Source organism: Goekera deserti, from assembly GCF_010685995.1.
Taxonomy (GTDB): domain Bacteria; phylum Actinomycetota; class Actinomycetes; order Mycobacteriales; family Geodermatophilaceae; genus Goekera; species Goekera deserti.
This window is the reverse complement of sequence record NZ_JAAGWK010000011.1, coordinates 107,965-133,390: the sequence shown is the minus strand read 5'-3', so window position 1 is coordinate 133,390 and position 25,426 is coordinate 107,965. Positions and strand designations below refer to the sequence as shown.

The following is a 25,426-nucleotide window of genomic DNA, read 5'->3' as shown; positions in this document are numbered from 1 at the left end:
GGGCGGCTCGCCCGGCCGATCGCCAGCGGGGAGCCCTGATGACGACCGCATTCATGGATGGCCTTCCGGCAGCGGTGCGCGACCTCGGCGCCGTGCAACTTCTGGATCTCCCGGCCGACGAACGCGCGGATCGGCTGACGGACGCGCTTTGTGCCTTCTACGACTTCCTGGCCGGGGACGACGACTCGGATGAGGACGAGGACGCGCTGCCGCATCCGGACCACCCGCTGATGCTCGAGTCGGCCATCGCGGCGGAGATGAACGTCGCTCTGGACGGCTGGCTGGGCGTGACGGTGCCGATCGAGTCGTTGCTCCTGGACGGACTCAGCCCCCGTTCCCTCGCCGAGCGGCTGCTGGTAGAGCTGGCGGCCGGCGGGGTTCGGCGGGGCGGTCCGTTGGTTCCGCCGCTCCTGCCCGATCCTGGCTCCCGGCAGGAGTCGTTCCCACTCTCGGACATCCAGCAGGCATATTGGATCGGTCGAGACCCCATGTTCGAACTCGGGGACGTCTCCGCCCTGCTCTACGTCGAGCTCAGGGTGCGCGACTTCGACGTGCAGCGGGCCGAACGGGCCCTCGAGCTCGTGGTGACGCGGCACGACATGCTGCGTTCAGTGGTCAGCCGCGCCGGGACCCAGCAAGTCCTGCCCGCGATCGACGTGCCGCGGATCGACGTCACGGATCTCCGGCACCTCGACGTGGAGGCCCGTGCGACGGCGGTAGCCGCCGCGCGCCGGCGACTGACCGGCAGACGGACCCGCCCCGAGCTCCCGGAACCCTTCGAGATCCAGCTCCTGCAGCTGGACGACGCGCACGCCTGCCTGATGATGAGCGTCGACATGGTCAAGCTCGACGCCTGGAGCGTCCAGCTGCTGCTGGCGGAGTGGTTCCAGGTCTACGACGACCCCGCCACGGTCCTCCCGCCGCTGGAGTTAACCTTCCGCGACTACGTCCGCTGGACGGGCGAGGTTCGCGAATCGGCCGCCTTCGAGGCGGCGAAGGCCTACTGGGTGGACCGACTTCCCTCCCTTCCTCCCGCCCCGGAACTGCCCTTGGTCACTTCCCTCGACGAGGTGGCCAGGCCGACCTTCGCCGCTCGAAGTGCCCGGCTGCCCCAGGACCGGTGGGCGGTGTTGAAGGAGCGGGCGGCCGCCGAAGGGCTGACGCCCTCGATGCTCCTGTGCGCGGCCTACACCGAGGTGCTGGCCGCGTGGAGCAGGCACCGCCGCTTCACCGTCAGCGTGGCCGGTGGTCGGCCACCGGCGCACACCGACCTGCCGAGGGTGCTCGGGCCGTTCGCGCGACCGACCATGCTCGAGGTCGACCTGACGGCGGAGACCAGCTTCCGCGAACGCGCCAGGGCCGTGCAGCGTCAGTTCTCCCGGGACATGGAGCATCGTCAGTTCGGTGGGCTCGACGTCCTCCGTGCGCTGGCCGCCAGTCGCGGCCGTACGCGCGCCACGATGCCGGTGATCTTCACCAGCGTCCTTCCGCAGGGCGGCGAAGGAGGGCTGCCGCGACCGGAGTGGCTCGAGGCCGATCCGTACGTCGTCTGGGGGATGCCGCAGCTGCTGCTGGAGAACCAGATGCTCGAGGTGGACGGCGACCTAATGATCACCTGGGTCAACGTCGAGGAGGCGTTCGCCCCCGGCGTCGTCGAGGCCATGTTCGCGGCCTATCAGGACCTCCTGGAGCGGGCCGTGGTCGACCAGGACCTGTGGTCGGGCGAGCTGTCCACGCTGCTCCCGACGGACCAGGCGGGTCGCCGGGAGTCGGTGAATGCGACCGCCGCTCCGGTCCCCCAGGGCCTCCTGCACGACCCTTTCGCGGCACAGGTGGCCGCCCGCCCCGATGCGCCGGCGGTCCTGAGCGACCGAAGGAACCTCAGCTATGCCGAGCTCGACCGGCAGGCCGACGTCGTCGCGGCTGCGCTCATGCGGCGCGGAGTTTCCCGCGGGGAGCTCGTCGGAGTCTGCATGGACCGCGGCTGGGAGCAGATCGCGGCCGTACTAGGAGTGCTCCGGGCCGGTGCCGCGTACCTTCCGCTCGATCCTGAGCTGCCAGCCATGCGGCTGGAGCACTTGCTCGAGCGGGGCCTCGTCAACGTGACGCTCGTGCAGCCGGAAGTCCGGGATCGCGTCGCCTGGCCCCAGGCAGGCGAGCGGCTCGTCGTCCGATACGAGGACCGCGGTCCAGAGGAACGGCCCAACGTGCGGGTGGCGCCGGACGACCTCGCCTACGTCATCTTCACCTCCGGCTCGACCGGCGTCCCCAAGGGCGTGATGATCGAGCACCGCAGCGCGGCCAACACCGTCCTCGACATCATCGGCCGGTTCGATATCGGCGTGGACGATCGCGTCCTGGCCTTGTCATCGCTGAACTTCGACCTGTCCGTGCAGGACATCTTCGGCACACTCGCCGCCGGGGCTGCCATCGTGCTGCCGGACGCAGGCACCGGACCCGACGTGGCGCACTGGTGGAAGCTGCTCGACAGTCGAAGCGTCACCGTCTGGAACTCCGTACCCGCGTTGATGCAGGTGCTCCTCGACCATCCGCACCGACCCGAGACATCCGGCGCGGGGGGGTCCCTGCGACTGGTCATGCTCAGCGGCGACTGGATCCCGGTCGGTCTGCCCGGCCGGGTGCGTGAGGCATTCCCGTCAGCGCGGGTCATCAGCCTGGGCGGTGCTACCGAAGCAGCGATCTGGTCGGTCTTCCATCCCGTGACGGAGGAGGACGCGGGGCGACGCAGCGTCCCGTACGGCAGGCCCCTCACCAATCAGCGTCTGCACGTCCTCGACGACCGTCTCGAGTTCCGTCCCGATCTCGTGGCGGGTGACCTCTACATCGCGGGGGAGGGCCTGGCCCGTGGGTACTGGCGGGACCCCGAGCGCACGGACGCGGCGTTCCTGACACACCCCGGAACGGGAGAGCGGCTGTACCGGACCGGCGACCTGGCCCGGTACCTGCCCTCTGGGGACCTGGAGTTCCTCGGGCGCGAGGACGCACAGGTGAAGATCAACGGCCACCGGATCGAGCTGGGCGAGATCGAGACCGCGCTGGAAGCGCACCCGGCGGTGCGTTCGGCCGTCGCGTCAGCGCACGGTGATATGGCCACGGGGCGTTCCCTGGGTGCGCACGTGGTGTTGCACGACAAGTCGATCACCCCGGCCGCCCTCCAGGACTTCATAGCCCAGCGGATCCCGGCCTACGCCGTGCCCTCGCACATCGCCGTGCTGGACGAGTTGCCGCTCACGCCGAACGGAAAGGTCGACCGCGCGGCCCTCGATCGTCCCGGGCCGGAGGCGGTTGCCGAGGTGGCTCCGCCGGCGTTCGACTCGCCGGTTGCTCCCGTCCTCGCCTCCATCCTGGAGGAACTGCTCGAACGTCCGGTCGGGCTCAATGACGACATCTACACGCTGGGCGCCAACTCGCTCGTCGCCGTCCAGCTCGTCGCGCGGGCCGAGGACGTTGGCATCCGGCTGTGTGCCGCAGACGTGTTGGCCAACCCCTCGGCCGCGCTGCTCGCCGTGGCCTCTCAGGTCGGTCCGGACATGACGGGAGCGATGTGACCGCGCAGTCGCTGTTCGCTCCGCCAGCACTCCGCTTCGGTTCATCGACGCTCCCGGCGCTGCTGCGGCGTGCTGCTGCGTCCGACCGCGGCTACACGGTTCTCCGACAGGGGGAGGCCGATCGACGCCTGTCCTTTGCGGAGCTGTCGCGCAAGGCAGCGGGGGCTGCAGCGGCTCTCAGGCAGCAAGGGATGCAACGGGGGGACCGCGTCTGCCTCCTGGCCCCGACGTCGGCGGAGTTGCTGGTAGCGATCTGGGGGGTGTGGGCCGGCGGCGGTGTCGTCGTCGTGCTGTCCCTGCCGACCCGGCTGTCCGAACTGGACGGCTACGCCACCGAACTGACCCAGCGGCTCGAGCAGGCGGGGGCGTCGGTCCTCGTGGTCGCAGACGAGTTCGCCGACATGTTGCCGTCCTCGTTCGGCGATGTTCGAGTGCAGACGCTGGCTGAGCTGGACATCGGGGAGGGGCCGGAGGCCGTCGAGGCGGTCACCGAGGCCGATCTGGCGGTCCTGCAGTTCACCTCCGGCACGACGGCGCGGTCGCGTGCGGTCGCACTCACGCATGGGCAGCTGCTGTCCAACGTGTCGGCCCTCAGTGATGCGCTCGCGCTCTCACCCGCCGACCGAGGGGCGTCGTGGTTGCCGCTCTTCCATGACATGGGTCTGATCATCATGGTCGTCGCAGTAGCCCACCCCGGCGATCTGGTCCTGATCCCCACCGAGGACTTCGCCCGCCGCCCCGGTTGCTGGATGGACGCGGTCTCCCGCTTCAGGGCGACGGTCACCGTGTCACCGAGCACCGGGTACGCGCTGGCGGCCAAAGACCTTCGCTGGCGTCCCAGGGACCTGGACCTGTCGGCGCTCCGCATCGCGGGTAACGGCGCCGAGCCCATCGATCCCGCAGTCCTCGACACGTTCGCCAAGGCTGCCGGTGCCTATGGAATGAGCCGGGCGGCTCTCTGCCCGATGTACGGGCTGGCCGAGGTCACGTTGGCGGCGACCGTCGTGCGGCCGGACACGGGGATGCGCGAGCTGTCGGTCTGCCGTGACGAGCTGGAGTCCGCCCGTTCGGTCCGGATGGTGGAGCCCGGCGAGCCCGGTTCCCGCCGGCTCGTTGCCTGCGGCACCCCGGTACCAGGAACGACGATCGAGATCAGGGACGGCGACGACGCTCTTCCTCCCGGCCGGGTAGGAGAGATCTATGTCCACAGCCCCTCGACGATGTCCGCCTACTGGCGAGACCCCGAGGGAACTGCGGACGTTCTGCACCAGGGCTGGCTCCGTACCGGGGACCTCGGCTTCATGGATGGCGACGACCTCGTGGTCTGTGGCCGATCAAAGGACATGATCATCGTCGGCGGACGCAATCTCTACCCGGAGGACTACGAGCAGCTCGCAGCCGGCCGTGCGGGGGTCCGGCGGGGAAACGTCGTAGCGTTCGGCCTGCCGGAGAGCGAGCGCATGGTCGTCGTGGCGGAGTCCCGGCTCGCGCCGGACGAGGCACGCCGTCTTGCTCAGGAACTGCTCGTGGACATGACCAGGGAGCTGTCGCATGCTCCCGAGGAGGTACTGATCGTGCAGTCCGGTGCGCTACCGAAGACGTCCTCGGGCAAGGTGCAGCGGGATCGATGTCGGCAGCGGTACAGAGCCTCTGAGCTGCCAGTGACCGCGTCGGCGACGCGGACATGACCGCCGGTGAGGCGCCTGCCGTGGACGTCGTCGTGGTCGGTGCCGGTCAGGCGGGGCTGGCCGTCGGCCACCACCTCCAGCGCCAGGGACTGTCCTTCGTCATCCTCGAGAGCGGCGACTGTGTGGGCGGCTCGTGGCTGAGACGTTGGGACTCACTGACGCTGTTCACCCCCACCCGGTTCAGCAGCCTTCCTGGTCGACCCTTCCCAGGAGACCCGGACGGTTATCCGCGCAGCGCCGAGGTGGCGGCGTACCTGCAGGACTATGCGTCGGCCAACGCGCTCCCCGTACGCCTGTCGACGTCGGTGGAGAAGGTCGAGAAGCGTGGCCGGTTCGTCCTGCACACCAACCACGGCGTCGTCGACGCGGCTGTCGTCGTGGTAACGACGGGGGCGTTCCAGCTGCCGCGGGTACCGGCGTTTTCCGCCGGCCTCGCACCGTCCGTGCGGCAGCTGCACACTTCCGACTACCGGAACACGCAGCAGCTGCCCAGCGGGCGGGTCCTGGTGGTCGGCACGGGGAACTCCGGACTGCAGGTCGCGGCCGAGCTGGCGGCCACGCACGAGGTCCACCTCTCGGCCGGCTCGAAGCAGATGGCCCTGCCGCGGCGCGTACTCGGGAAGGACATCTTCTGGTGGCTGGACCGGCTGGGCTTCACACGCGCCTCGCTGGAGAAAATGCCGAAGTGGCTCGCGGGGGACGGGGACGTACTGGTGGGGCAGACCGTCAAGGGGACGGCACGGCGCGCCGGCCTGACACTTCACCCGCGGACAACGGGCGCCGCCGCGGACCGGGTGGCCTTCGAGGACGGCACGGATCTCCAGGTGGACGCGGTGGTCTGGGCGACCGGATACCGATCTGACTACTCCTGGCTGCCCGTCGCGGCGACCGACGACGAGGGCCGGCCGGAACACCGCCGGGGAGTCACTCCGGTCGAGGGCTTGTTCTTCGTGGGCCTGGAGAACCAGTACTCGTCGGCGTCCTCCCTCTTGGGCTGGGTGCAGCACGACGCAGGGTTCATCGCTGATCAGGCGCGGACCGTCGTCGACGGGGGTGTGTCCGCGCCAGGACAGCCGTCTGCACCGTCGGCCGACTGAGCTTCCGTTCCACCGGCCGGAACAGTGGTCAGCCGCGCCGCGTAGAGCTCCCCGTACACCGGGAAGACGGTCGGGAACTGGCGGCGGTCAAGGGCCGATGCATCTGCCTCGATCGCTGCACCGTGGTCCGGTTGCGATACCGGCCAGCGGAAGCCCAGGACATGCACGCCTGAACTCCACCTCCTCACCGGAAGGAGCATCCGGTGGCGAGCCCACGGCCGTGACACGGGCAGCTCGATCACGGCGGCTCCATCGACGCACACTCCGACGGAGCCGCCCGCGGCGGCATGGGGCGTCCGGTACTCCACCTCCAGGTACACCACCACGTCCAGGTCTGCGGGCGCGGCCGGCTCGAAGGGGAGGGTGGTGACGGTGCAACACGACGCCAGGTGCGCGCGTGCGGGAGCCCAGTTGGCTTGGAGGTGTCCCTCGGGCGCGGCCAGCGCCAGGAGATCGAGCTCCAGCAGCGGTGATCCGGAGGTGCGGCCCCTCCCGCACACATCCTCGAGGGATGACCGCAGCAACCAGAGATCGGGCCATTCCGCGGACGAGCCGACGAGTACCGGCAAGAAGCGGGCGAAGGTAGGCCGAGCGGCCAATCGCGCGAAGGCGGGGTGCGTCCAGGCGGGCTGCGGCGCTGCGAGCAGATCGCGGACGTCGTCCAGCAGGCCCCCGATTCCCGGATCCGCCCTGAGCGCGGCGTGAAGGTGCTCCCGGACGACGTAGGCCGGCTGTCCCTGGAGGGCGAGCTGCGCGGCCCCCCGAGCGTGGCCGAACGCTTGGACTTCCATGGGGAGGCCAGAGCCGGGCGTGGGCTGCACGCCGTCGCCCAGAACGGCACCGGCCAGGGCGGCCGTGGCACGCTCGATGCCCACGTCGGTCAGGTGACAGAAGTCCAGGAAGCACGCCGGGTCCGGAAGATCCGGGAGGTCCGGATCGGCGAGGACCAATCGCATGTCCACACAGGTGAAGCCGTGGTCGTCGGCGGCGCTCCGTAGCAAGTCCTGCACCTCGACCGTGACGCGTGGCGTGCTCCTGACCAGCAGACCGACGACAGCGTCGCGCGACTGTTCCAACGCCCGACGCGCGGCCGGACCGTCCTGCAGCCTCATCGCGGCTCTGCCCGCCAGCCAGCCGGGCACCGGGCTGCAGCCTTGGTCCAGGTCGATCATCCGTCCGGCGAGCGCTGCCACGTCGCCGGCGCGGTCCTCGTCCAGCGCTCGTTCGGCGGCTCGACGCAGCTCGTGCCAGCCTTGCATGGATGCCTCCGCCAAGACCGGCGTCTCGATGTCTGTCGGCGGCGCGAAGCCCTGCAGGTCGTACTCGGGGATGGCGATGACCACCGACGCCCCGGTGGCTTTCTGGGCCAGGACGAGCAGGTCGAGGTACTCGCGGGCGTCCTGGAGGGCTGCCTGGATGAAGGCGGAGCGCATCCCGGCATACCCCCCGGTCCGCAGCGCGTCCGCGAGGTGCCCCGCCAGTGCGGGGTCTGCGTCGATCGCGCCGTCGGGACCGGCCGGAGGCGAGAGCATCCAGTTGTTGCCCGCGAAGGACACGATGACAGCGGGGTCCAGCGTCGGGAGACAGCGCGCGGCGGAGATCAGGTCTTCACCGTTGGCGCCGACCTTGGCCAGGTCGACGCATTGGTAGTCACCTACCTCGTCAAGGTGCCGCTGCAGCACGGCTGTCGGCGACAGCGCAGCTTCGAAGGGCCAACCACGGGCGGTGGACTCGCCGAGGAGAACCACACGGCGAGCCGTGCCCTGCGGAGGTACGTAGTCGATCGGGGACCAGTCAGGGGAGGCACTGCCGAGGCCGACGTCCAGCGCGTCGTCGCGCCGCAGGGCCACGCCGTCGGGTGTCTCTTCCAGCCGCCAGGGCCCTACAGCGGCGACGGCCGGTGACGGAAGGGCCGGAGACGTCGAGCGGGCGGCTCCCACCGGCGGACCGTAGCAGTCAAGAGCCGCCAGGTTCGACCGTTCTGCTGGCATGATCCGGGCGTGCGGCGCACCCACACCCGGCAGGCCACGGTTGGCGGTAGCGCCCCGTCCATCTCGGCCATCGCCGGGCAGCAGCTCACGGTGCCGGCGCTGGTTCGCGCCCGGGCGGCGGAGTCGCCAGACGCCGTGGCCGTCGAGCACGGCGGGCAGGCGATCAGCTACTCGACCCTGATGCGCGCTGCCGACAGCTGGACGTCTCGTCTCGCCACGGCGGGTGTGCGGGCCGGCGACCGGGTCGCAGTTCGGATGGGCCGCAGCCCCGAGTTGGTCGCCGTGCTACTCGGCATCATGGGCCGCGGCGCGGCTTACGTCCCCCTCGATCCCGCCTATCCCGAGCAGCGCCTGCAACTCATGCTGGATGACGCCGATGTGGTTGCTGTCGTGGGGGATCGCGACTTCGACGACCCCCGTCGGCGGGTCCTTCACGTAGGGGAGCCCCTGCGACCCCGTGTCCCGGTCGTCGGTCGATGTGCGATCAGCGAGGACGTGGCATACGTGCTGTACACGTCCGGTTCGACCGGCCGGCCCAAGGGGGTGGAACTCACCCACGCCGGGGCGACCGACATGCTGCTGTGGGCGGCGCAGGTATTCGGTGATGACCTGGGCCGTGTGTTGGCCTCGACCTCGATCTGCTTCGACTGTTCGATTCTGGAGATCTTCGGGCCACTCACCGTCGGCGGGACGACGGTCCTGGGCGACGGTCCGCTCGCGATCGGCTCCGCGTCGTCGGCGACGGGTGTGCGGTTGCTGCACAGCGTTCCATCGGTGATCGACGAGCTTCTTCGCCACGACAGCCTTCCGCCTACGGTCCGCACTGCGATCGTCGGCGGCGAGGCAGTGTGGGCTGGGCTCGTCCGCACGGTCTACGAGCGCAGCGCTATCGCCAAGCTGGTGAACCTCTACGGGCCGACGGAATACACCAGCTACGCGACCATGGCTGTGCTGGATCCCGAGCTCGAGGGGGAACCGCCCATCGGACGCCCCGTCGCGAACACCCGGATCGAGCTCCTCGACCCCTCGGGTGCACCTGTCCCGAGCGGTGCCGCGGGGGAAATCTTCATCTCCGGCGCCGGACTCGCCCGCGGGTACCTGCACAGTCCCGGGCAGACGGCCGAGCGATTCGTGCCGGCAGCCGGCGCTGTAGGGCAGCGGGCATACCGGACCGGCGACCTGGGTCAGTGGTCCGCAGGCCAACTCCGATTCGGAGGGCGCGTCGACGACCAGGTGAAAGTACGGGGAGTCCGCATCGAGCCGGTCGAGGTCGAACGGGCCCTGCTCGCCCACCCCAGCATTCGCGAGGCCGTGGTCCTGTCGAGCACCGCGCAGTCGTGCAGTGCCGACGACGGACCGCCGGAGATCCGTCTGACGGCCCACCTGGTCGCCGGCACCGACATCTCCACCGATCCCGCGAGTCTGCGCCGGTTCCTCGGGGAGAGGCTTCCGTCCGCGATGCTGCCTGCGGCGTATGTCTTCGCGCAGAGGCTGCCCCGGCTGCCGAACGGCAAGATCGACCGCTCGCTCCTGCGGCCTGTTGTGACGCCCGTCCGCGCGCCCACTGTCCGCGCTCCTTACTCCGACACCGAGGGCTTGCTGGTCCGGCTGTGGGGCGAGACGCTCGCCGTCGAGGCCGTGGATCCGGATGCCGATCTCTTCGATCTCGGCGGACACTCGCTCACAGCGCTGGCTGTCCGAGAACGCCTGCAACGCAGGCTGGGCACCACGCTTCCGGCCGCGCTGTTCTTCGAGCACGCGACAATCGCCACGCTGGCGACGGCCATCGATCGGGTGATGGCTGCGACGACGATCGGCCGGGCCTCGGAATCAGGCCGCCAGGTCGCTGAGGTGGCGGCGCTCTCTGCCACGCAACGCGCGCTGGTCCATCGCGAGGGCCCGTCGCTGATGCTCGTCACCCGGGTCACGGGCCGGCTCCAGGTCCCCGCGATGCTGGATGCCTTGCGCACACTCCAGCGCCGGCACACCCTCCTTCGGTCCGTCCTGGTACAGACACCCAGTGGCTCGGGTTGGCGAGCGGGGCCTGACCGAGCGCCACTGGTCGTGGATGTCACGTCGGCGGGACTGTCCGTCGAGCGCCTGACAGAACGTGCGATCGCATCGGTCGTGGACCGCCCTTGGACGCTGGACAGGGAGCCGCCGGCCAGGTGGGTCGTCGTCCGGCGCGGACCAACCGATCATCTCCTCGTGGTGGCCCTGCACCCGGCCGCCGCGGACACCTGGTCCGTCGAGTCGCTAGGGCATCAGGCGCTCGAGCTGTACGCGGCGTCCATTCACTCGCGGCCTGCAGGCCCCGGCCGGTTCGTGCAGTACTCAGAACTCGCCGCGGAGCGGTACGAACGAGTGGCGGCGGACGAACTCGCGCGGCAACGGGGCTTCTGGACGGACGAACTGGGCGACGCGCCGGCGCTGGAGCCCCCTGGCCACGCCGTCCGCTCGGAACGGCCCGGCCCGGCCCTCATCGAGGAGTTCACCCTGCCCGCGGCGTCGGTGGCGACGATCCATGACCTGGCACGGAAGGCGCGGGCCACTCCACAGATCGTTGCTGTGGCGCTGCACGCGGTTGCGCTTCACGCGTGGACGGGCCAGAACGAGTTCGTGGTCGGTTGTCCGACGTCTGGCCGGCCCTTGCCCGAGCACTCCACCGTTGTGGGGCCCGCAGGCGATGCCGTTCCGGTCCGTTGCCGTGTGCGGTCCGGGCAGACGCTTGGGGAGGTCCTCGAGCAGGTGCGCGACAGGGCCCTCGCGGGCTACGGGGCTGACGCTGTGCCCTTCGTCGAACTCGCCGCATCGGGGCCGCGGGACCCTGCCCGGCACCCGGTGTATCAGACGAGCGTGGTCCTGCTCGCCCGTCCGTCGTTACTCGACCCCGGCTACAGCGCGGAGATCGCGGGACGGCAGCCGATCGGTGCGGTCGAACTGGAGCCACTGGGGGAGCGACCCACCGTCACGGCGCTGGATCTCGAGCTCGGGTTGTATCCGCACGGCAGCGGGATCGAGTGCACGTCGCTCTCCCGCAGCGACGCCGTGAGCAGGTCAGACCTGCGCCGCTATGGTCACCAGTTCCGCGGACTAGTCGCTGCGGCAGCACACCACCCGGAGCGGACTGTAGGGGAGTGGGCGGCCGTACTCCGACACGACAGCGAATGGCTGCCGCCTCCCGTTCGGGACTGAACCGGCCGTCCCGCCTGCCGGTCAGCTCAGCGAGGTGAGCAGCTCCTCGCAGGCGGACTGGCAACGCCTGCACACGTCGGCACATACCCGACAGTGATCCATCTCCGTGTGCTGCCCGCAGGCGTCTGCGCACGTTCGGCACGCCACAACGCAGGCCTCGAGCATGGCGCGGGTGAGGTTCGCGTCGTAGCCCGTGTGTCGGGAGAGCACGCGGCCGGTCGTGCTGCACACGTCCGCGCAGTCGAGGTTGCCGCGGATGTATGTGGTCAGCTGGGCCACCGAGTCCTCGCTCAGACAGGCGTCCGCGCATGCCGTGCACGCCTGCGCGCACTCGTAGCAAGCCTCGATGGACCGCTGCAGCATCGCAGCGTCGACGCCCCCGAGGTCCTTCGGATAGCTGGCCAACATCTCGCCTGCGACAGTCATGTCCGCTCCTTCTCTGAGGGTAGAGCTCAGGACTTGCCCCTGGCACCGGGCGATGACGGCCTACCCTGCCGGAGCTGGGCCTTAACAGAGGCCGAAGACCTCATCTGCTGGATGCACATCGCGGTCGGTGCCTTGGCAGCGTCAGTCGCGCGGGCCACCATGGTCACATGTTCGCGCTGCCTGCTGTCGTCGCGGCCTTTCCGGGTCTGCGTCGCTGCGGATGCTGCGGCGGGGTGTATTCGTGGCGGCGAGTTCGCGGGCTGGCCGCCACACCCGGCTCGGGAATCTGTCACGAGTGCGCCGCCTTCGCCCACCCCGCCCGGAATCGTTGAGCGAGGCGTCTTCGTGCGAGTGGAGCTGCTGTTCTTCGACGGCTGTCCGCATTGGCGGCTGGCCGACCAGCGGCTACGGGAAGCTCTGGTGCAGGCCGGCCGGGACGAGGTGCAGGTGGAGTACCGCCAGGTCACCACGCCCGAGCAGGCGGAAAGAGCCGGGTTCCGGGGTTCGCCGACGGTGCTGGTCGACGGACAGGATCCGTTCGCGGACCGCAGCGCACCGGTGGGGCTGTCGTGCAGGGTCTTCCGGACGGAGGCCGGACTGGCCGGTTCGCCCACGGTCGAGCAGTTGCTCGCGGTGCTGTCCTGACGCTTCCTAGGCCATCGCCCCAATAGGGCGGAGCCCCCGTCATCTGTGGTCGAGCGCGAGACGCTCCTTGCCGCTACCGCAGCCTGACCATGCCGCCCGACGAGTCAACTGAAGAGGGGCAGTCCTCAGCGCTCGCGCTCGGCTTCGCAGGACGCGCAGTCTCTGGAGCGCCGGCTGACTCGGCTGCATCGACCGCTGGGTGACGCCTGGATACCGAGAAACCATCTTTGAGATCTTCCAACGAAATACCAAGGAACTGACGAACGGGGAGGGGCGCCGGTTAACCCGGCGACCCTCCCGCGCTTACCCGCGTCGGGTCGAGCCTCGCTTATGCTTGCTGCGCTTCCTGGGCGAGCTCTCCCGACCCTTGTGGCTCTTGCTGCCCTTGTCGCGAGCCAGGACGACGGCAGTTGCGGCTGCGATGACCGTTGTTACGACCGGCGTCAAGTCGAGCGACATTTCTAGTGACATGTTCGTCCCGTCAGATGACGGAAGCGGCCCGCGCTCGCTTCACCTGGAGGCATCGCCCCCTCAACTCCACAACCCGGTGGCTTCACGGGAGTGAGTGGGGGCCTGGCGCGGGCGACAGGACCCCACACGCGTATCTCAACCTGATCCAGTGGGGGCGAGCCAGGTAAGCCGACGATACCTCGCTGTCACCGGGCGAGGGCCGCCGCCGTCTCGCGCGGCTCCAAGCAGACCTGGCCCATTTTTCCTAGGCATCATGGTCGGCAGCGCGTCCCGCCCTGCCCGAATGGCCATAAGGGCTGCCTCCGTCGGACGCGGCCTCGGACGCGGCCTCGGCCGTGGCCGCGATCGACCGTCGTGCCGGTCCAGCAGTCTGGGCCCTGCAGCGACTGGGGACCCGCAATTTCATATCGCTCCTGCGCAACTGGTGGAGCACTGCTGCCTCGGGCCCTAAGCGCGCTTAATGGGCCGATGGGCGCAATCGCCACCGCCTACCCAGCGCCCCCTCCCGCCGACCACCGGGCTGTCGGCGAATGGGACCTGTGGGGGAGCGGACTCGCGAGCGCGTGCTGCGCCAATGAGCGTTGGACGGCTAGGTGAACTGACACACAGCGTCCATCTCAACCCAGTCCTTGACGGGCGGGCGCGGTGGCGGGGACCGGGCGCGGGCTATAAACCCCGCTTGACGTCCTCACGCAACGCCTTGCGGATCGCCCATAGGCGTCGGGCGAGCTCTTCGCGCCCCCGCTCTTCGTGAGGCTGGCGTTCGTGTTCGACGCTGTGCAGCCCGGCCCCTAGCGAGTCGCTGATCATGGCGATCTCGTCGTCCGAGAGCGCCCCGGACTTCACCAGCCGGGCCAGGTGTGCGATTGCGTTACCGGCGGCGAGCAGGTCGTCCAAGGAGACCTCGCTCCTCGAATCGAGACCGTGGCGCCCGCTGAGTAGCTCGTCGTCCATGTCGTCAACCTACTTCGCCAGGCTCGCTCATCCGTTCAGCCCGCCACCGGCCCACCGTCTTCATGCATGTGGTTCTCGTCTGCCTCGGTGACCAGGACCGGGTTGTCGAAGGCGCCTGCATCGAAGAGGCGACGCAGCAGCCGCTGCAGATCGGTCGCACGGCACCTGGGCAGGTCGTCGGGATGGATGACCACACAGCCGTCGTCGGACGGGTGCCACGCACAGCCGGCGAACCACCAGTCTTGTCCCTCAGGGTCCGCCCGAACGGTGGAGCGTAAGTCGGCTGCGGGTCGGGATGCCACGCGGCCATTGTTAGGTGCCTGGGGCCTCTGTCTGGACTCCATGGGTCGGCAAGCGCCGGTGCGATGCCCGACGCCTGGGGTGCCTGCCACGAGCGGCTACCAGCCGGTCGTCGGTGGTTTGCGTCAGGTCAGTTGGACGACAGGCGGTGGTGGGTGTCGGCGAAGTTCACCCCGGCCGCCTGGATGTCGTAGATCTGCTGGCCCTCGACGGCGACGGGGTCGGGGAGGTCGGTGACGGTGAGGACCTCGGGTCCTCCGAACTCGGTGAGCTGCACAGCGCGCATGCCCTGACCCTAGGTGGCCTCGCGAGGTCGAGCTCCTGGCGGCCGCGGGTCGGACCTGACCCGTCTCACGCGAGAACGCAACGGTGGACGAGACCGTGAAGCCGGCTGACCGCCCGGCGGTGCTCGAACTGTGGAGCGGACGCGGGCCTCCTGCCGACTCGGGAAGGGCGAGCGAGCCCACACACGCAGGCCGCTTGTGCGACGTGCCGTCACGATCCCGGCGGGCATCCACCCGCCAGGCGCGACAGCCGAGGCAGGACCTCCCGGACGAGCCGCGACCCGTCATCAGCGACCCGCCAGACGAGGCCGAGTCCGATGCCGAGTCCGGGGTCCTGCATCGGCACCAGCGTCAGGCCCGGTTGCGTGAACACCTGCTCGGTCACGCCGGACATGACGGTCAGCGCGACCCCGCGGCCGTGCCGCACCAGGTGCGCCAGGCGCACGAGGTCCGGGTCGGGCAGGTGTTCCACGATCGCCCCGAGGTCGGTGAGCCACCGGCTCAGCCGCTCCATCGTGGCCGGCTGCACCGCCCTGCTCAGCTGCAGCACCCGCCGCCCGGCCAGGTCCGCGGGGTCCAGTCCCGCGCGTCGGGCGAGCTCGTCGTGCGAGGGCACGACCACGGCCCACCGGTAGCGGGCCAGCGGCAGCACGAGGACGTCGGGATCGTCCACCGGCAGGTGTGCCACGGCGAGGTCCAGCTCCCTCCTCCGCAGGGCCGCGAGCAGACCCACTGACGAGTCGAACTCGACGTCCACGGGGACGCCCGGGTACAACTCGGCGAGGACGGAGGCCAGCTGGTCCACCACGTCCGACGGCGCCAGGCTCGGCGAGCCGATGCGGATGCGCGGCGCCGCCAGCTCCTGGCCGAGGGCGCGGCCGCAGGTCGTGAAGGAGGCCCAGTCGTCGAGCAGCCGCCGAGCCGCCGGGAGCAGCTCCGTGCCGGCGCCGGTGAGTTCCACCCGGTGGTGGCTGCGGGCGAACAGCTGGACACCCAGCTCGCGTTCGAGCTCCAGGACCGTCCGGCTGACGGGGGAGGGGGAGAGCTGCAGCCGGGTCGCTGCACGACCGAAGTGGAGTTCCTCGGCGACCGTGACGAAGGCCTGCAGGTGACGGAGCTCCATCAGCGGGAGTCTCCGGTGCGGCGGATGTCCGGTCAATCAGCGCGGTCGGGCGTCCGGCGCAGAGCCGATCGCGAGGCCGCACGGTCGAGCACGCGAGCGGGCTCGACCCGGAGCTGGCCGGCGTCACCGCAGCTCGTTGCGTGCGGCGCAACGCGGCCGTGCCGGATCGACGCTGGTCAGGCGCCTGTCCCAGCGTGACGGTGGGCAGACCGGCGGTGCAGTGGCGCCCGCCCCAGCACGGGAGTCCGCATGACCAGCTCGACGCGCTCCAGCAGCCCCGATCTGCTCACCGACCTGCGCGTGGTCGACCTGACCTCTGCGGCGGGGCGTCTGACCACCCGACTCCTGGCCGACCTGGGCGCTGACGTCGTCCGGGTGGACCACGGCGACGTGGACGCGACCGACCTGCACCGGTTGGCCTTCGACGCGAACAAGCGCAGCGTCCGGCTCGATCCGTCGGACGACGGGGACCGTCAGCGGCTGCTCCGGTTGATCGCCACCGCCGGGATCCTGGTCGAGGACGGCCGACCCGGGGAGCTGGCTGCCGCGGGCCTGACCGAGCACGTGCTGCAGCAGGTCAACCCGCGGTTGGTCGTGCTGTCGCTGTCGGCGTTCGGCCAGGACGGGCCCTACCGTGACTGGGCGGGCACCGAGTGGGTGCAGCTCGCTCTCGGAGGCGTCCTGGCCCGCTCCGGGCTGCCGGGCATCCCGCCCGTGCTGCCGCCGGGCGAGCTCGCCACCCAGTCGGCTGCGGTGCAGGGCGCCTGGGCGGCCCTGGTGGGCTGGTACCACGCCGCCGTCACCGGCGCCGGGGAGCACGTGGACGTCTCCGTGCTCGAGGCGACGGCCGGCGTGCTCGACCCGGGGTTCGGCATGGGCGGCAGTGCGACCGGCGGTGTGCCGGCGAAGGACGGCCCGCGAGGACGCCCGGACGCCCGCCACCTGTACCCGGTCTTCGCCTGCGCCGACGGGCACGTGCGGATCTGCCTGCTGGCGCCGCGGCAGTGGCGGGGCATGCGCGCCTGGCTGGGCGAGCCCGAGGAGTTCGCCGACCCGGCGCTGGAGCAGCTCGGCAAGCGGTTCGCTGCAGCCGGGCAGATCTACCCCTACATCGCGGAGCGGTTCGCCGGCCGTACCCGCGAGGAGCTCATGGCCGCCGGCATGGAGCACGGCTTCCCGATCGCCGGGCTGCTCACGCTGCACGAGGTGTTGCAGACGGATCACTTCTCCGAGGTGGCCGCTCTGGTGGATGTCCCGGTCGAGGGTCTCGGCACGATCCGGCTGCCCAACGGCTTCGTGACGGTCGACGGCGAGCGTGCCGGGCTGCGGCACCCGGCGCCGCTGCCGGGCGCCGACGACGCGCTGCTCGACGACCTGACCGCCGCCACGGTGGCGAGCACCGGGTCACGCTCGGAGGCGGCGGCGAGCCCGCTGCAGGGCCTGCGGGTGCTCGACCTCGGCGTCATCGTGGTCGGTGCCGAGACCGGCCGGCTGCTCGCGGACATGGGGGCCGAGGTCGTCAAGATCGAGTCGGCGGCGTTCCCGGACGGCGCCCGGCAGTCGTTCGTCCCCGGTCCGATCTCGGCGACGTTCGCCTACGGCCATCGCGGCAAGCTCAGCCTCGGCCTGGACCTGCGCTCGGACGAGGGCAAGGACCTCTTCCGCCGGCTCGTGCGGGTGTCCGACGTCGTCCTGTCGAACTTCAAGCCCGGCACGATGGAGTCCCTCGGCTTCTCCCACGAGGCGCTGGCTGCGATCAACCCCGGCATCGTCACCGCGGAGAGCAGCGCCTTCGGGCCCAGCGGGCCGTGGAGCCGGCGGATGGGATACGGCCCACTGGTCCGGGCCAGCGCCGGGCTGACCGACCTGTGGGCCTACCCCGACCGGCCGGACAGCTGGAGTGACGCCTCCACCATCTACCCCGACCACACCGCTGCCAGGATCCAGGCGCTGACCGTGCTGGCCGCCCTCGCCCGCCGCCGCCGCACCGGCCGCGGCGCGCACATCTCCTCCAGCCAGGCCGACACCATCCTGGGGCAGCTGGCGCCCGCCCTGGCCCGGGAGTCCCTCGCCCCGGGGTCGGTTCGGTGCACCGGGAACGTCGGGGCGGGTGATGCCCCGCGCGGCATCCACCCGTGCGCCGGGGACGACGAGTGGCTGGTCGTCGACGTGCGGGGTGACGCCGACTGGGCGTGCCTGGCCGCTGTCGTCGGCCGCCCCGAGCTCGCCGTCGACCCGCGGTTCGCCACGGCCCGGGACCGCGTGCTGCACCGCGCCGAGGTGGACGAGCTGGTCGGCGCCTGGACCGCGCTGCACCCGCCCCGCGAGGCGATGACGCTGCTGCAGGCCGGCGGTGTGCCGGCCGGTGCGATGCTCCGGGTGCCCGATCTGCCGGAGGACCCGCAGCTGCAGGCCCGCGGGTTCCTGGCCGTCCAGCCCCAACCGCAGCTCGGCGGGCCGCTGCTGGCCGAGGCGCGGCACGCCCACTTCGGCGTCGTGCCCGATCCGGAGCTCCGGCCCGGTCCGCTGCTGTTCGAGCACACCCGGGACGTCGCCCACCGGGTGCTGGGCCTGGATGCGCACGAGATCGAGCGGCTCGCCGCGGCCGGCGTGCTGCAGGTGGCGGACGTCGTCCCCGCGATGGTGGGCTGACGCCGCACGCCGATCCGCATCTCGGTCGCCCCGGCCGTCGGACGGCCGAGCCGGCTGTCCGACCGCACCCTCCGCCGATCCCCTGGAGCACCTGTGAGCGTTGCCCACCTCGACCCGTCCACCCCCGTCCTCGTCGGCGTCGGCCAGTCCTCCGAGCGCATCGACCAGCCGGGCTACCGCGGGATGTCGGCCGTGGAGCTCGCCGCGGCAGCAGCCGGTCAGGCCCTCGCCGACACCGGTCTGGACCCCCGAGCCGTCGCCCCTGCGGTGGACACCGTGGCGGGGGTGCGGCAGTTCGAGATCTCCACGCCCGGTGCGCGGGCGCCGCTGGGCAGGTCGGACAACTACCCGCGGTCCGTGGCGCGTCGCCTGGGCGCCGCCCCACGCCGGGCGGTGCTGGAGGTGGGCGGCGGGCAGTCCCCGCAACACCTGGTCAACGAGTTCGCGGCGACGATCGCCGCCGGCCACGCCGAGGTCGTCCTCCTGTTCGGCTCGGAGGCCATCTCCACCACCCGTCACCTGTCCGCGGCGCAGGACCGCCCCGACTTCACCGAGCACGTCGACGGGGACCTGGAGGACCGGGGATACGGGCTCGACGGCCTGATCTCGCGGTACGCGACCGAGCACGGCCTGACCGGAGCGCCGGAGACGTACGCGTTGTTCGACAACGCCCGCCGTGCTCGGCTGGGTCTGTCCCGCGCGGACCACGCCCGGTCGATGGGGGAGCTGTTCGCACCGTTCACCCGCGTCGCGGCGGAGAACCCGCACGCCGCGGCGCCGGTGGAGCGCGACGCCGTCGAGCTGGTGACCCCCACGGAGCGGAACAGGCCGATCGCCGATCCCTACCCTCGGTACCTCGTCGCCCGCGACCAGGTGAACCAGGGCGCAGCCGTGCTGCTCATGTCGATCGCGGCAGCGCGACGGCTCGGCGTACCGGAGCAGAAGTGGGTGTTCCTGCACGGGCACGCCGACCTGCGCGAGCGTGACCTGCTCGAGCGCGCCGATCTGGGCAGCGGGCCGGCCTCGGTGCTGGCGGCCCGGCACGCCCTGCAGGTCGCCGGCCTGGCGGTGGACGACATCACGACGTTCGACTTCTACAGCTGCTTCCCCGTCGCCGTGTCCACCACCGCCGTGGACGGTCTCGGCCTCGCCGCGGACGACCCCCGCGGACTCACGCTGACCGGCGGGCTGCCCTTCTTCGGCGGCGCCGGCAACAACTACTCCATGCACGCCGTCGCCGAGACCGTGCACCGGGCGCGCACGGCCCCGGGCACCTTCGGGTTCGTGGGTGCGAACGGCGGCATGCTCAGCAAGTACTCCGTCGGGATCTACTCCACCACACCCGTGGCATGGCGTCCCGACGACAGCGCCGCCCTGCAGGCGCAGATCGACGCGTGGGAAGCGCCGGCGCAGACGCTCAGGGCGAACGGCTGGGCCATGGTGGAGACCTACACGGTCAAGCACGACCGCGCCGGCAACCGCACCGGGATCGTCGTCGGCCGGCTCGAGGCCGATGGCCGCCGCTTCCTCGCCATGACGACGGAGGGGGACGAGGCGATCCTCGACGTGCTCTCGGTCGGTGAGCCGATCGGGCACCGGGTCCACGTCAGGTCGACGTCGCGGGGCAACCGGGTGACGACCACCGACTCCCGGATGGCCGAGCTGCATCCGGTCCGTGTCCCCGGCTTCCGGGACCACTACGACGACGTGCTGATCCGCCGGGACGGTCACGTCCTCGAGGTCACCATCGACCGCCCGGAGCAGCGCAACGCACTCACGCCGCCTGCCAACGACGAACTCGACGACGTCTTCGACGCCTTCTTCGCCGACCCGGACCTGTGGGTGGCCGTCCTCACCGGCGCCGGTGACAAGGCCTTCTCCGCCGGCAACGACCTGCTGTGGACCGGCAGCGGCAAGCCGATGTGGGTGCCGGAGAACGGCTTCGCCGGCTTGACCAGCCGCCCCTCGCTGCCCAAGCCGGTCATCGCGGCGGTCAACGGCTTCGCGATGGGCGGCGGTTGCGAGATCGCGCTCACCTGCCACCTCGTCGTCGCCGACGAGACGGCGGTGTTCGCGCTCAGCGAGGTGCGGGTCGGCCTCATCGCCGGCGCAGGTGGTCTCGTCCGGCTGCCGAGGACGGTGCCGGCGAAGCTCGCCAACGAGATGATCCTGACCGGCCGACGGCTCACCGCCGACGAGGCGCTCGCGCACGGGCTGGTCAACCGCGTGGTCCCGGCCGGCACCGCACTCGAGGGTGCCCGCGCCCTGGCCCGGGACATCATCGCCGCTTCCCCGACCTCGGTGCGGATCTCGTTGCAGGTCATGGAGGGGACCCAGGGCATCGCCGACACCATCGAGGCCGTCACCCACCCCACCGCCGCGATCGACGACCTCCTGCTCAGCGAGGACATGGTGGAGGGCCTCACCGCCTTCGCCCAGAAGCGCGCGCCGCAGTGGAAGAACAGGTGACCTGGTGAACGGGGTCCACGAACCGGTCGTCACCACGCGTTCGCGACCACGGGAGTCGAACGGTGACCCCGCAGGTCGCTCGGCCCGCCCGTGGCCACTGCACGGCGCTCGCTGCTGCGCCAACGGATCGACGCTCGGTTCGACATGACCGCACTCACCTGTCGACGATCACGGTGCCGCGCTCATCTCTGAACCAGCTGGCGGCCTCGACCGGCGGGCGGTCGGCGAGGAGCTCGCGACCTCGGGTGGGTCTCACGACAGCAGGTGGTGGGTGTCGGCGGACTGCACGCCGGCCGGGGAGGCGTCGTGCAGGGTGTGACCTGCACCCGCGTCCGGCTCGGGGACGTCGACGACGTCGAGGACCTCGAGCCCGCCGGAGCGGATGACCTGGACTGCACGCATGCCCGCAGGCGATGCGGCGGCGGGACCGACGGCGGGCGGGCGGCCCCGCCCCGGCGGCCGCACCGCGCGACCGTGCCGGCGGACGCCGTGGTGCTCCGGCCGTTCGCGCGACGACCGGTGACGGGCATCGACCGTGGCCGGGGGAGGAGGAGATCCGGTCGATCGCGGTGTGCGACCGGCGACCCTGCGGAATGCTCCGGCCCGGGAGCGGTTGTCCACGTGGCAGGACACAGACCTGCCGCGAGTCCACCTCCCCTGACCCCATGAACCCGGAGCCCAGCGTGCGTACCCGCCTGCCCGTGACCGTTGCTCTTGCCACCGCCCTGCTGCTGACGTCGTGCGGCGGGAGCTCCGACGACGCCGGAGGCGGCAGCGGCTCGGACGACGTGCTGCGCGTCGCGACCGAGGGCACCTACGCGCCCTTCTCCTTCCACGACCCGGAGAGCAACGAGCTGACCGGCTACGACGTCGAGGTGGCCCAGGCCGTCGGTGACGAGCTGGGCATGCAGGTCGAGTTCAGCGAGACGCAGTTCGACGCGATCTTCGCCGGCCTGGAGGCCGACCGGTACGACGTCATCGCCAACCAGATCGGGGTCAACCCCGAGCGCCAGGCGAAGTACCTGTTCTCCACGCCGTACACCTACTCGAACGGCGTCGTGATCACCCGGGCCGACGACACCAGCGTCAGCTCGCTGGCCGACATCGCGGGCAAGAGCAGCGCGCAGTCGACCACCAGCAACTTCGCCGAGGTCGCCACGGGGGCCGGCGCGACGATCGAGGCCGTCGAGGGCTTCACCCAGGCGATCACGCTGCTCAAGCAGGAGCGCGTCGACGTCACCGTCAACGACAGCCTGGCCTTCCTGGAGTACCAGAAGACCACCGGTGACCAGGACGTGAAGATCGCCGCCGAGATCGACGACGCGAGCGAGTCGGCCTTCGCGTTCCGCAAGGACGAGACCGACCTGCAGACCCGGGTGGACGGCGCACTGGAGACGCTGAAGGCCGACGGGACGCTGGCGGAGCTGTCGGAGAAGTACTTCGGCGAGGACGTCAGCGCGGAGTGAGCGGGATCGACTGGGACCTGGTCCGCAGCAGCCTCTGGCCGCTGGGCCGGGAGCTGCTGCAGGGGACGCTGCCGCTGACGGCGGTGACCTTCGCGCTGGGGCTGGCCCTGGCCGTGCTGGTCGCGCTCATGCGGCTGTCGGGCAACCGGCTGGTCTCCGCACCCGCCCAGTTCTACGTCTCGGTCATCCGCGGTACCCCGCTGCTGCTGCAGCTGTTCATCATCTTCTTCGGGCTGCCGTCGCTCGGCCTCACCCTGGACCCGTGGCCGAGCGCGATCATCGGCCTGTCCCTCAACGTCGGGGCCTACGCCTCCGAGGCGGTGCGGGGCGCGATCCTCGCGGTGCCGCGCGGGCAGTGGGAGGCGGCGATGACCGTCGGGATGGGGCGGGTGACCACGCTGCGCCGGGTGGTGCTGCCGCAGGCGGCCCGGATCGCCGTCCCGTCGCTGGGCAACACGCTCATCTCGCTGGTCAAGGACACCTCGCTGGTCTCGGTCGTCCTGTTCACCGAACTGTTCCGCCAGGCCCAGATCATCGCCGGGCAGACCTTCGAGTACTTCACGCTCTACGGCGTCGCCGCCGTCTACTACTGGGTGGTGTGCCTCGTGCTGTCCTTCGGTCAGACCCGGCTGGAGGCCAGGCTCTCCCGGCACGTGGCCGCATGACCGCCCCGCTGCTGGAGGCCCGCGGGCTGGTCAAGTCCTTCGGCGACAACCGGGTGCTGCGCGGCGTCGACGTGGCGGTGCCGGCCGGATCGGTCACCTGCCTCATCGGGCCCTCGGGCTCGGGCAAGACGACGGTGCTGCGCAGCCTCAACGGGCTGGAGACGCCGGAGTCCGGCACGGTCCGGGTCGGCGACGTCGAGCTGGACTGGTCGGCCCGGCCCGACGCCCGCGCGGTCGCCCGGCTGCGCGGGCAGAGCGGGATGGTCTTCCAGGCCCACAACCTCTTCCCGCACCTGACCGTGCTGGACAACGTGACCTCCGGGCCGGTGTTCGCCCAGGGCCGGCCGCGTGCGGAGGCGCAGGAGGAGGCGCGGGCGCTGCTGGCCCGCGTGGGCCTGGCCGACAAGGCCGACTCCTTCCCGGTGCAGCTGTCCGGCGGGCAGCAGCAGCGCGTCGGCATCGCCCGGGCGCTGGCCACCCGGCCGGAGGTGGTGCTGTTCGACGAGCCGACCAGTGCCCTGGACCCGGAGCTGGTCGGTGAGGTGCTGCAGGTGATGCAGTCACTGGCCGCCGAGGGCTGGACGATGGTCGTGGTGACGCACGAGATGCGCTTCGCCCGGCAGGTGGCCGACCAGGTGCTCTTCCTCGACGGCGGCGTGGTGGTGGAGCACGGCCCGCCCTCGGCGGTGCTCGTCGAGCCGCGCGAGGCCCGTACCCGGCAGTTCCTGCAGCGCCTGCTCGACCCGCTGTAGCCGCGACCGGTGGGTGGCCGGATGGGGCGGCGCCGTGTCGGGTCGACGGCGCAGACCGCGGAGGTGCCGCCGCCCCGACCGTCGTGCGACGGGTGACACCCGGGGTGCGGTCGTCAGGCTGTCCGGTCCGACGGGGGGGCTCGGTCACATCCTCATCTTGGAACGAATGGTCCAACATGGGTTAGGGTGGTGATCTCCCACGCATCGGTGGGTGCACCTGAACCGAGGAGTTCGAGTTGTCTTCTCCGACCACCATGTCCGAGGACGAGGTCGCCGTGCGGGCTCTGGTCGAGCGGCGGGCGAACGCCCTACGCACCAAGAGCGCCGTGCAGACGATGGCCACGCAGACCGCCGACTACGTGCAGTACCCCCTGGTGGGGGTGCTGGAGTACGCCGGGGAGACGGCGATGACCGAGGCCGACTTCGACGCCGTCTTCGCCGGCATGGACGGCCCGGTGTCCTACGAGACCCACGACCTGCACGTGACGATGGCCGACCGGGTCGCCGTCACCCGGAGCCTGTCGAGGATCAGCGCCACGATGGTCACCGGCGACGTCATGCAGATGTGGTTCCGCAAGACCCTCGTCCTGGAGAAGGTCGACGGGACCTGGCTGATCAGCCACGAGCACGAGTCGGTCCCGATCGCCGGCGACGGCACCGGCGCGGCCGCGACCGGCCTGGCCCCCTGACCGGTCCCGCGACGCGACCACCCCACCATCCACAGAAGGGCACGACCATGACCGCAGTACAGGACACCACCGGGCACAGCGAGGCCCTCGCCCGCGGCTTCGAGGGCTTCGCCCTCCGGTCGGTCACCCGGGACGGCGTCACCATCGGCTACCGCATCGCCGGCACCGGCCCCGCGGTGCTGCTGGTCCACGGCTGGCCGCAGAGCGGCTACACCTGGCACCAGGTGGCCGCCGACCTGGTCGCCGACCACACCGTCGTCGTCCCCGACCATCGGGGAGCCGCCGGGTCGGACAAGCCCGACGCCGGCTACGACAAGGCGACCATGGCCGCCGACCTGCACGCGGTCCTCGCCGACGCGGGCATCCCGGTCGCCCACGTCGTCGGCCACGACATCGGGACGATGATCGCCTACGCCTTCGCCCGCCGGTTCCCCGACGCGACGGCGACGCTCACCTTGATGGACGGCTTCGTCCCCGGCACGCCGATGTTCAGCACGGTCATGAGCAGCCTCGGGCCCTGGCACTTCGGCTTCCACAGCCAGGTCGACCTCGCGGTCGCGCTCGTCACCGGCCGCGAGCGCGCCTACTTCGACCACTGGTACGACTCCGTCATGGTCGACCCGGCGCGGATGCCCGACGCGGATCGCGACTTCTACGCAGCACAGTTCCAGGCCCCCGGCGCCCTGGCCGCCGGCTTCCGCACCTACCAGGCGGCCACCACGGTCGACGCGGCCGAGAACGAGCGCGCCCTCGCCACCGACGGCCGACTGACGCTGCCCGTCCTGGGCATCGGTGGCGCGGCCTCCCTCGGCCCCTACCTCCCGGCCGTCCTCGCCGATGTCGCCGACGACGCGGCTGTCGTGTCGATCGAGGGCGCCGGGCACTTCCTGGCCGAGGAGGACCCCGACGCCGTGGCCACGGCCCTCCGCGACTTCATCGCGGCCCACCCGGGTGATGCCGCCCGGTGACGGCGTTGCACCATCGTCACCG

The 25,426-nt window shown here is 71.1% G+C and carries 19 protein-coding genes; 12 read left to right on the top strand and 7 right to left on the bottom strand.

The features are described from left to right. Positions 1–38: 38 nt before the first annotated feature. Genes G1H19_RS09980 through G1H19_RS09970 form a run of 3 tightly spaced genes read left to right on the top strand, consistent with a single transcriptional unit; the run spans position 39 to position 6,354 of the window. Positions 39–3,569 carry a non-ribosomal peptide synthetase gene (locus G1H19_RS09980; protein ID WP_152727634.1) on the top strand — a complete coding sequence of 1,177 codons (3,531 nt, stop codon included), beginning with the start codon at positions 39–41 and terminating at the stop codon, positions 3,567–3,569. Next, positions 3,566–5,257 (top strand): AMP-binding protein, encoded by a 1,692-nt coding sequence (locus G1H19_RS09975; protein ID WP_152727635.1) that lies wholly within the window; start codon positions 3,566–3,568, stop codon positions 5,255–5,257. Before G1H19_RS09980 ends, G1H19_RS09975 begins: the two co-directional genes overlap by 4 nt. Before the next feature lie 20 nt (positions 5,258–5,277). After that, positions 5,278–6,354, top strand: coding sequence for a flavin-containing monooxygenase (locus G1H19_RS09970; RefSeq protein WP_162392252.1), 1,077 nt, complete (start codon positions 5,278–5,280; stop codon positions 6,352–6,354). Here G1H19_RS09970 and G1H19_RS09965 read toward each other — a convergent pair. Then, positions 6,285–8,294: a hypothetical protein gene (locus G1H19_RS09965; RefSeq protein ID WP_152727637.1), complete on the bottom strand. Its 2,010-nt coding sequence runs from the start codon at positions 8,292–8,294 to the stop codon at positions 6,285–6,287. The two genes, G1H19_RS09970 and G1H19_RS09965, sit on opposite strands and share 70 nt — an antisense overlap. Before the next feature lie 60 nt (positions 8,295–8,354). Here G1H19_RS09965 and G1H19_RS09960 point away from each other — a divergent pair, with 60 nt between their 5' ends. Beyond that, complete coding sequence (locus tag G1H19_RS09960; protein WP_152727638.1) at positions 8,355–11,540, top strand: non-ribosomal peptide synthetase; 3,186 nt, start codon at positions 8,355–8,357, stop codon at positions 11,538–11,540. A gap of 21 nt (positions 11,541–11,561) precedes the next feature. Here G1H19_RS09960 and G1H19_RS09955 read toward each other — a convergent pair whose 3' ends face one another. Then, positions 11,562–11,966 (bottom strand): four-helix bundle copper-binding protein, encoded by a 405-nt coding sequence (locus tag G1H19_RS09955; RefSeq protein WP_152727639.1) that lies wholly within the window; start codon positions 11,964–11,966, stop codon positions 11,562–11,564. A gap of 351 nt (positions 11,967–12,317) precedes the next feature. Between G1H19_RS09955 and G1H19_RS09950 the strand changes: the two genes are divergently transcribed. After that, a complete protein-coding gene (locus G1H19_RS09950; protein ID WP_235927882.1) occupies positions 12,318–12,611 on the top strand; it encodes a thioredoxin family protein in 294 nt (97 codons plus the stop codon). A gap of 1,137 nt (positions 12,612–13,748) precedes the next feature. Here G1H19_RS09950 and G1H19_RS09945 read toward each other — a convergent pair. The 4 genes from G1H19_RS09945 to G1H19_RS09930 all read right to left on the bottom strand — a co-directional run bounded on the left by G1H19_RS09945 (position 13,749) and on the right by G1H19_RS09930 (position 15,743). Then, positions 13,749–14,036, bottom strand: a complete 288-nt coding sequence (locus tag G1H19_RS09945) for a hypothetical protein (protein WP_152727640.1) — start codon at positions 14,034–14,036, stop codon at positions 13,749–13,751. 35 nt (positions 14,037–14,071) lie between these two features. Further along, a complete protein-coding gene (locus G1H19_RS09940) occupies positions 14,072–14,230 on the bottom strand; it encodes a hypothetical protein (RefSeq protein WP_162392250.1) in 159 nt (52 codons plus the stop codon). A gap of 236 nt (positions 14,231–14,466) precedes the next feature. Beyond that, positions 14,467–14,622 (bottom strand): Zn-dependent oxidoreductase, encoded by a 156-nt coding sequence (locus tag G1H19_RS09935; RefSeq protein ID WP_152727641.1) that lies wholly within the window; start codon positions 14,620–14,622, stop codon positions 14,467–14,469. 209 nt (positions 14,623–14,831) lie between these two features. Next, positions 14,832–15,743 (bottom strand): LysR family transcriptional regulator, encoded by a 912-nt coding sequence (locus G1H19_RS09930; protein WP_152727642.1) that lies wholly within the window; start codon positions 15,741–15,743, stop codon positions 14,832–14,834. 249 nt (positions 15,744–15,992) lie between these two features. Here G1H19_RS09930 and G1H19_RS09925 point away from each other — a divergent pair, with 249 nt between their 5' ends. Together G1H19_RS09925 and G1H19_RS23135 are read left to right on the top strand one after the other, a co-directional pair. Then, entirely contained in the window at positions 15,993–18,395 is a 2,403-nt protein-coding gene (locus G1H19_RS09925; RefSeq protein ID WP_152727643.1) for a CaiB/BaiF CoA transferase family protein, read from the top strand. A 93-nt stretch (positions 18,396–18,488) separates the two neighbouring features. Next, positions 18,489–20,864: an acetyl-CoA acetyltransferase gene (locus tag G1H19_RS23135; RefSeq protein ID WP_162392249.1), complete on the top strand. Its 2,376-nt coding sequence runs from the start codon at positions 18,489–18,491 to the stop codon at positions 20,862–20,864. A gap of 252 nt (positions 20,865–21,116) precedes the next feature. Here G1H19_RS23135 and G1H19_RS09915 read toward each other — a convergent pair whose 3' ends face one another. Continuing rightward, complete coding sequence (locus G1H19_RS09915) at positions 21,117–21,266, bottom strand: Zn-dependent oxidoreductase (protein ID WP_162392248.1); 150 nt, start codon at positions 21,264–21,266, stop codon at positions 21,117–21,119. 299 nt (positions 21,267–21,565) lie between these two features. On the opposite strand from G1H19_RS09915, the gene G1H19_RS09910 reads away from it, so the two are divergent. From G1H19_RS09910 to G1H19_RS09890, 5 genes are all read left to right on the top strand, one after another. Beyond that, positions 21,566–22,330 carry an amino acid ABC transporter substrate-binding protein gene (locus tag G1H19_RS09910; protein ID WP_235927880.1) on the top strand — a complete coding sequence of 255 codons (765 nt, stop codon included), beginning with the start codon at positions 21,566–21,568 and terminating at the stop codon, positions 22,328–22,330. After that, complete coding sequence (locus G1H19_RS09905; protein ID WP_174278031.1) at positions 22,327–22,995, top strand: amino acid ABC transporter permease; 669 nt, start codon at positions 22,327–22,329, stop codon at positions 22,993–22,995. The genes G1H19_RS09910 and G1H19_RS09905 overlap by 4 nt, the downstream gene beginning before the upstream one ends. After that, positions 22,992–23,747 (top strand): amino acid ABC transporter ATP-binding protein, encoded by a 756-nt coding sequence (locus G1H19_RS09900; RefSeq protein WP_152727646.1) that lies wholly within the window; start codon positions 22,992–22,994, stop codon positions 23,745–23,747. The genes G1H19_RS09905 and G1H19_RS09900 overlap by 4 nt, the downstream gene beginning before the upstream one ends. 236 nt (positions 23,748–23,983) lie before the next feature. Continuing rightward, positions 23,984–24,436: a YybH family protein gene (locus G1H19_RS09895; protein ID WP_152727647.1), complete on the top strand. Its 453-nt coding sequence runs from the start codon at positions 23,984–23,986 to the stop codon at positions 24,434–24,436. A 47-nt stretch (positions 24,437–24,483) separates the two neighbouring features. Then, positions 24,484–25,404: an alpha/beta fold hydrolase gene (locus G1H19_RS09890; RefSeq protein ID WP_152727648.1), complete on the top strand. Its 921-nt coding sequence runs from the start codon at positions 24,484–24,486 to the stop codon at positions 25,402–25,404. Positions 25,405–25,426 lie beyond the last annotated feature (22 nt).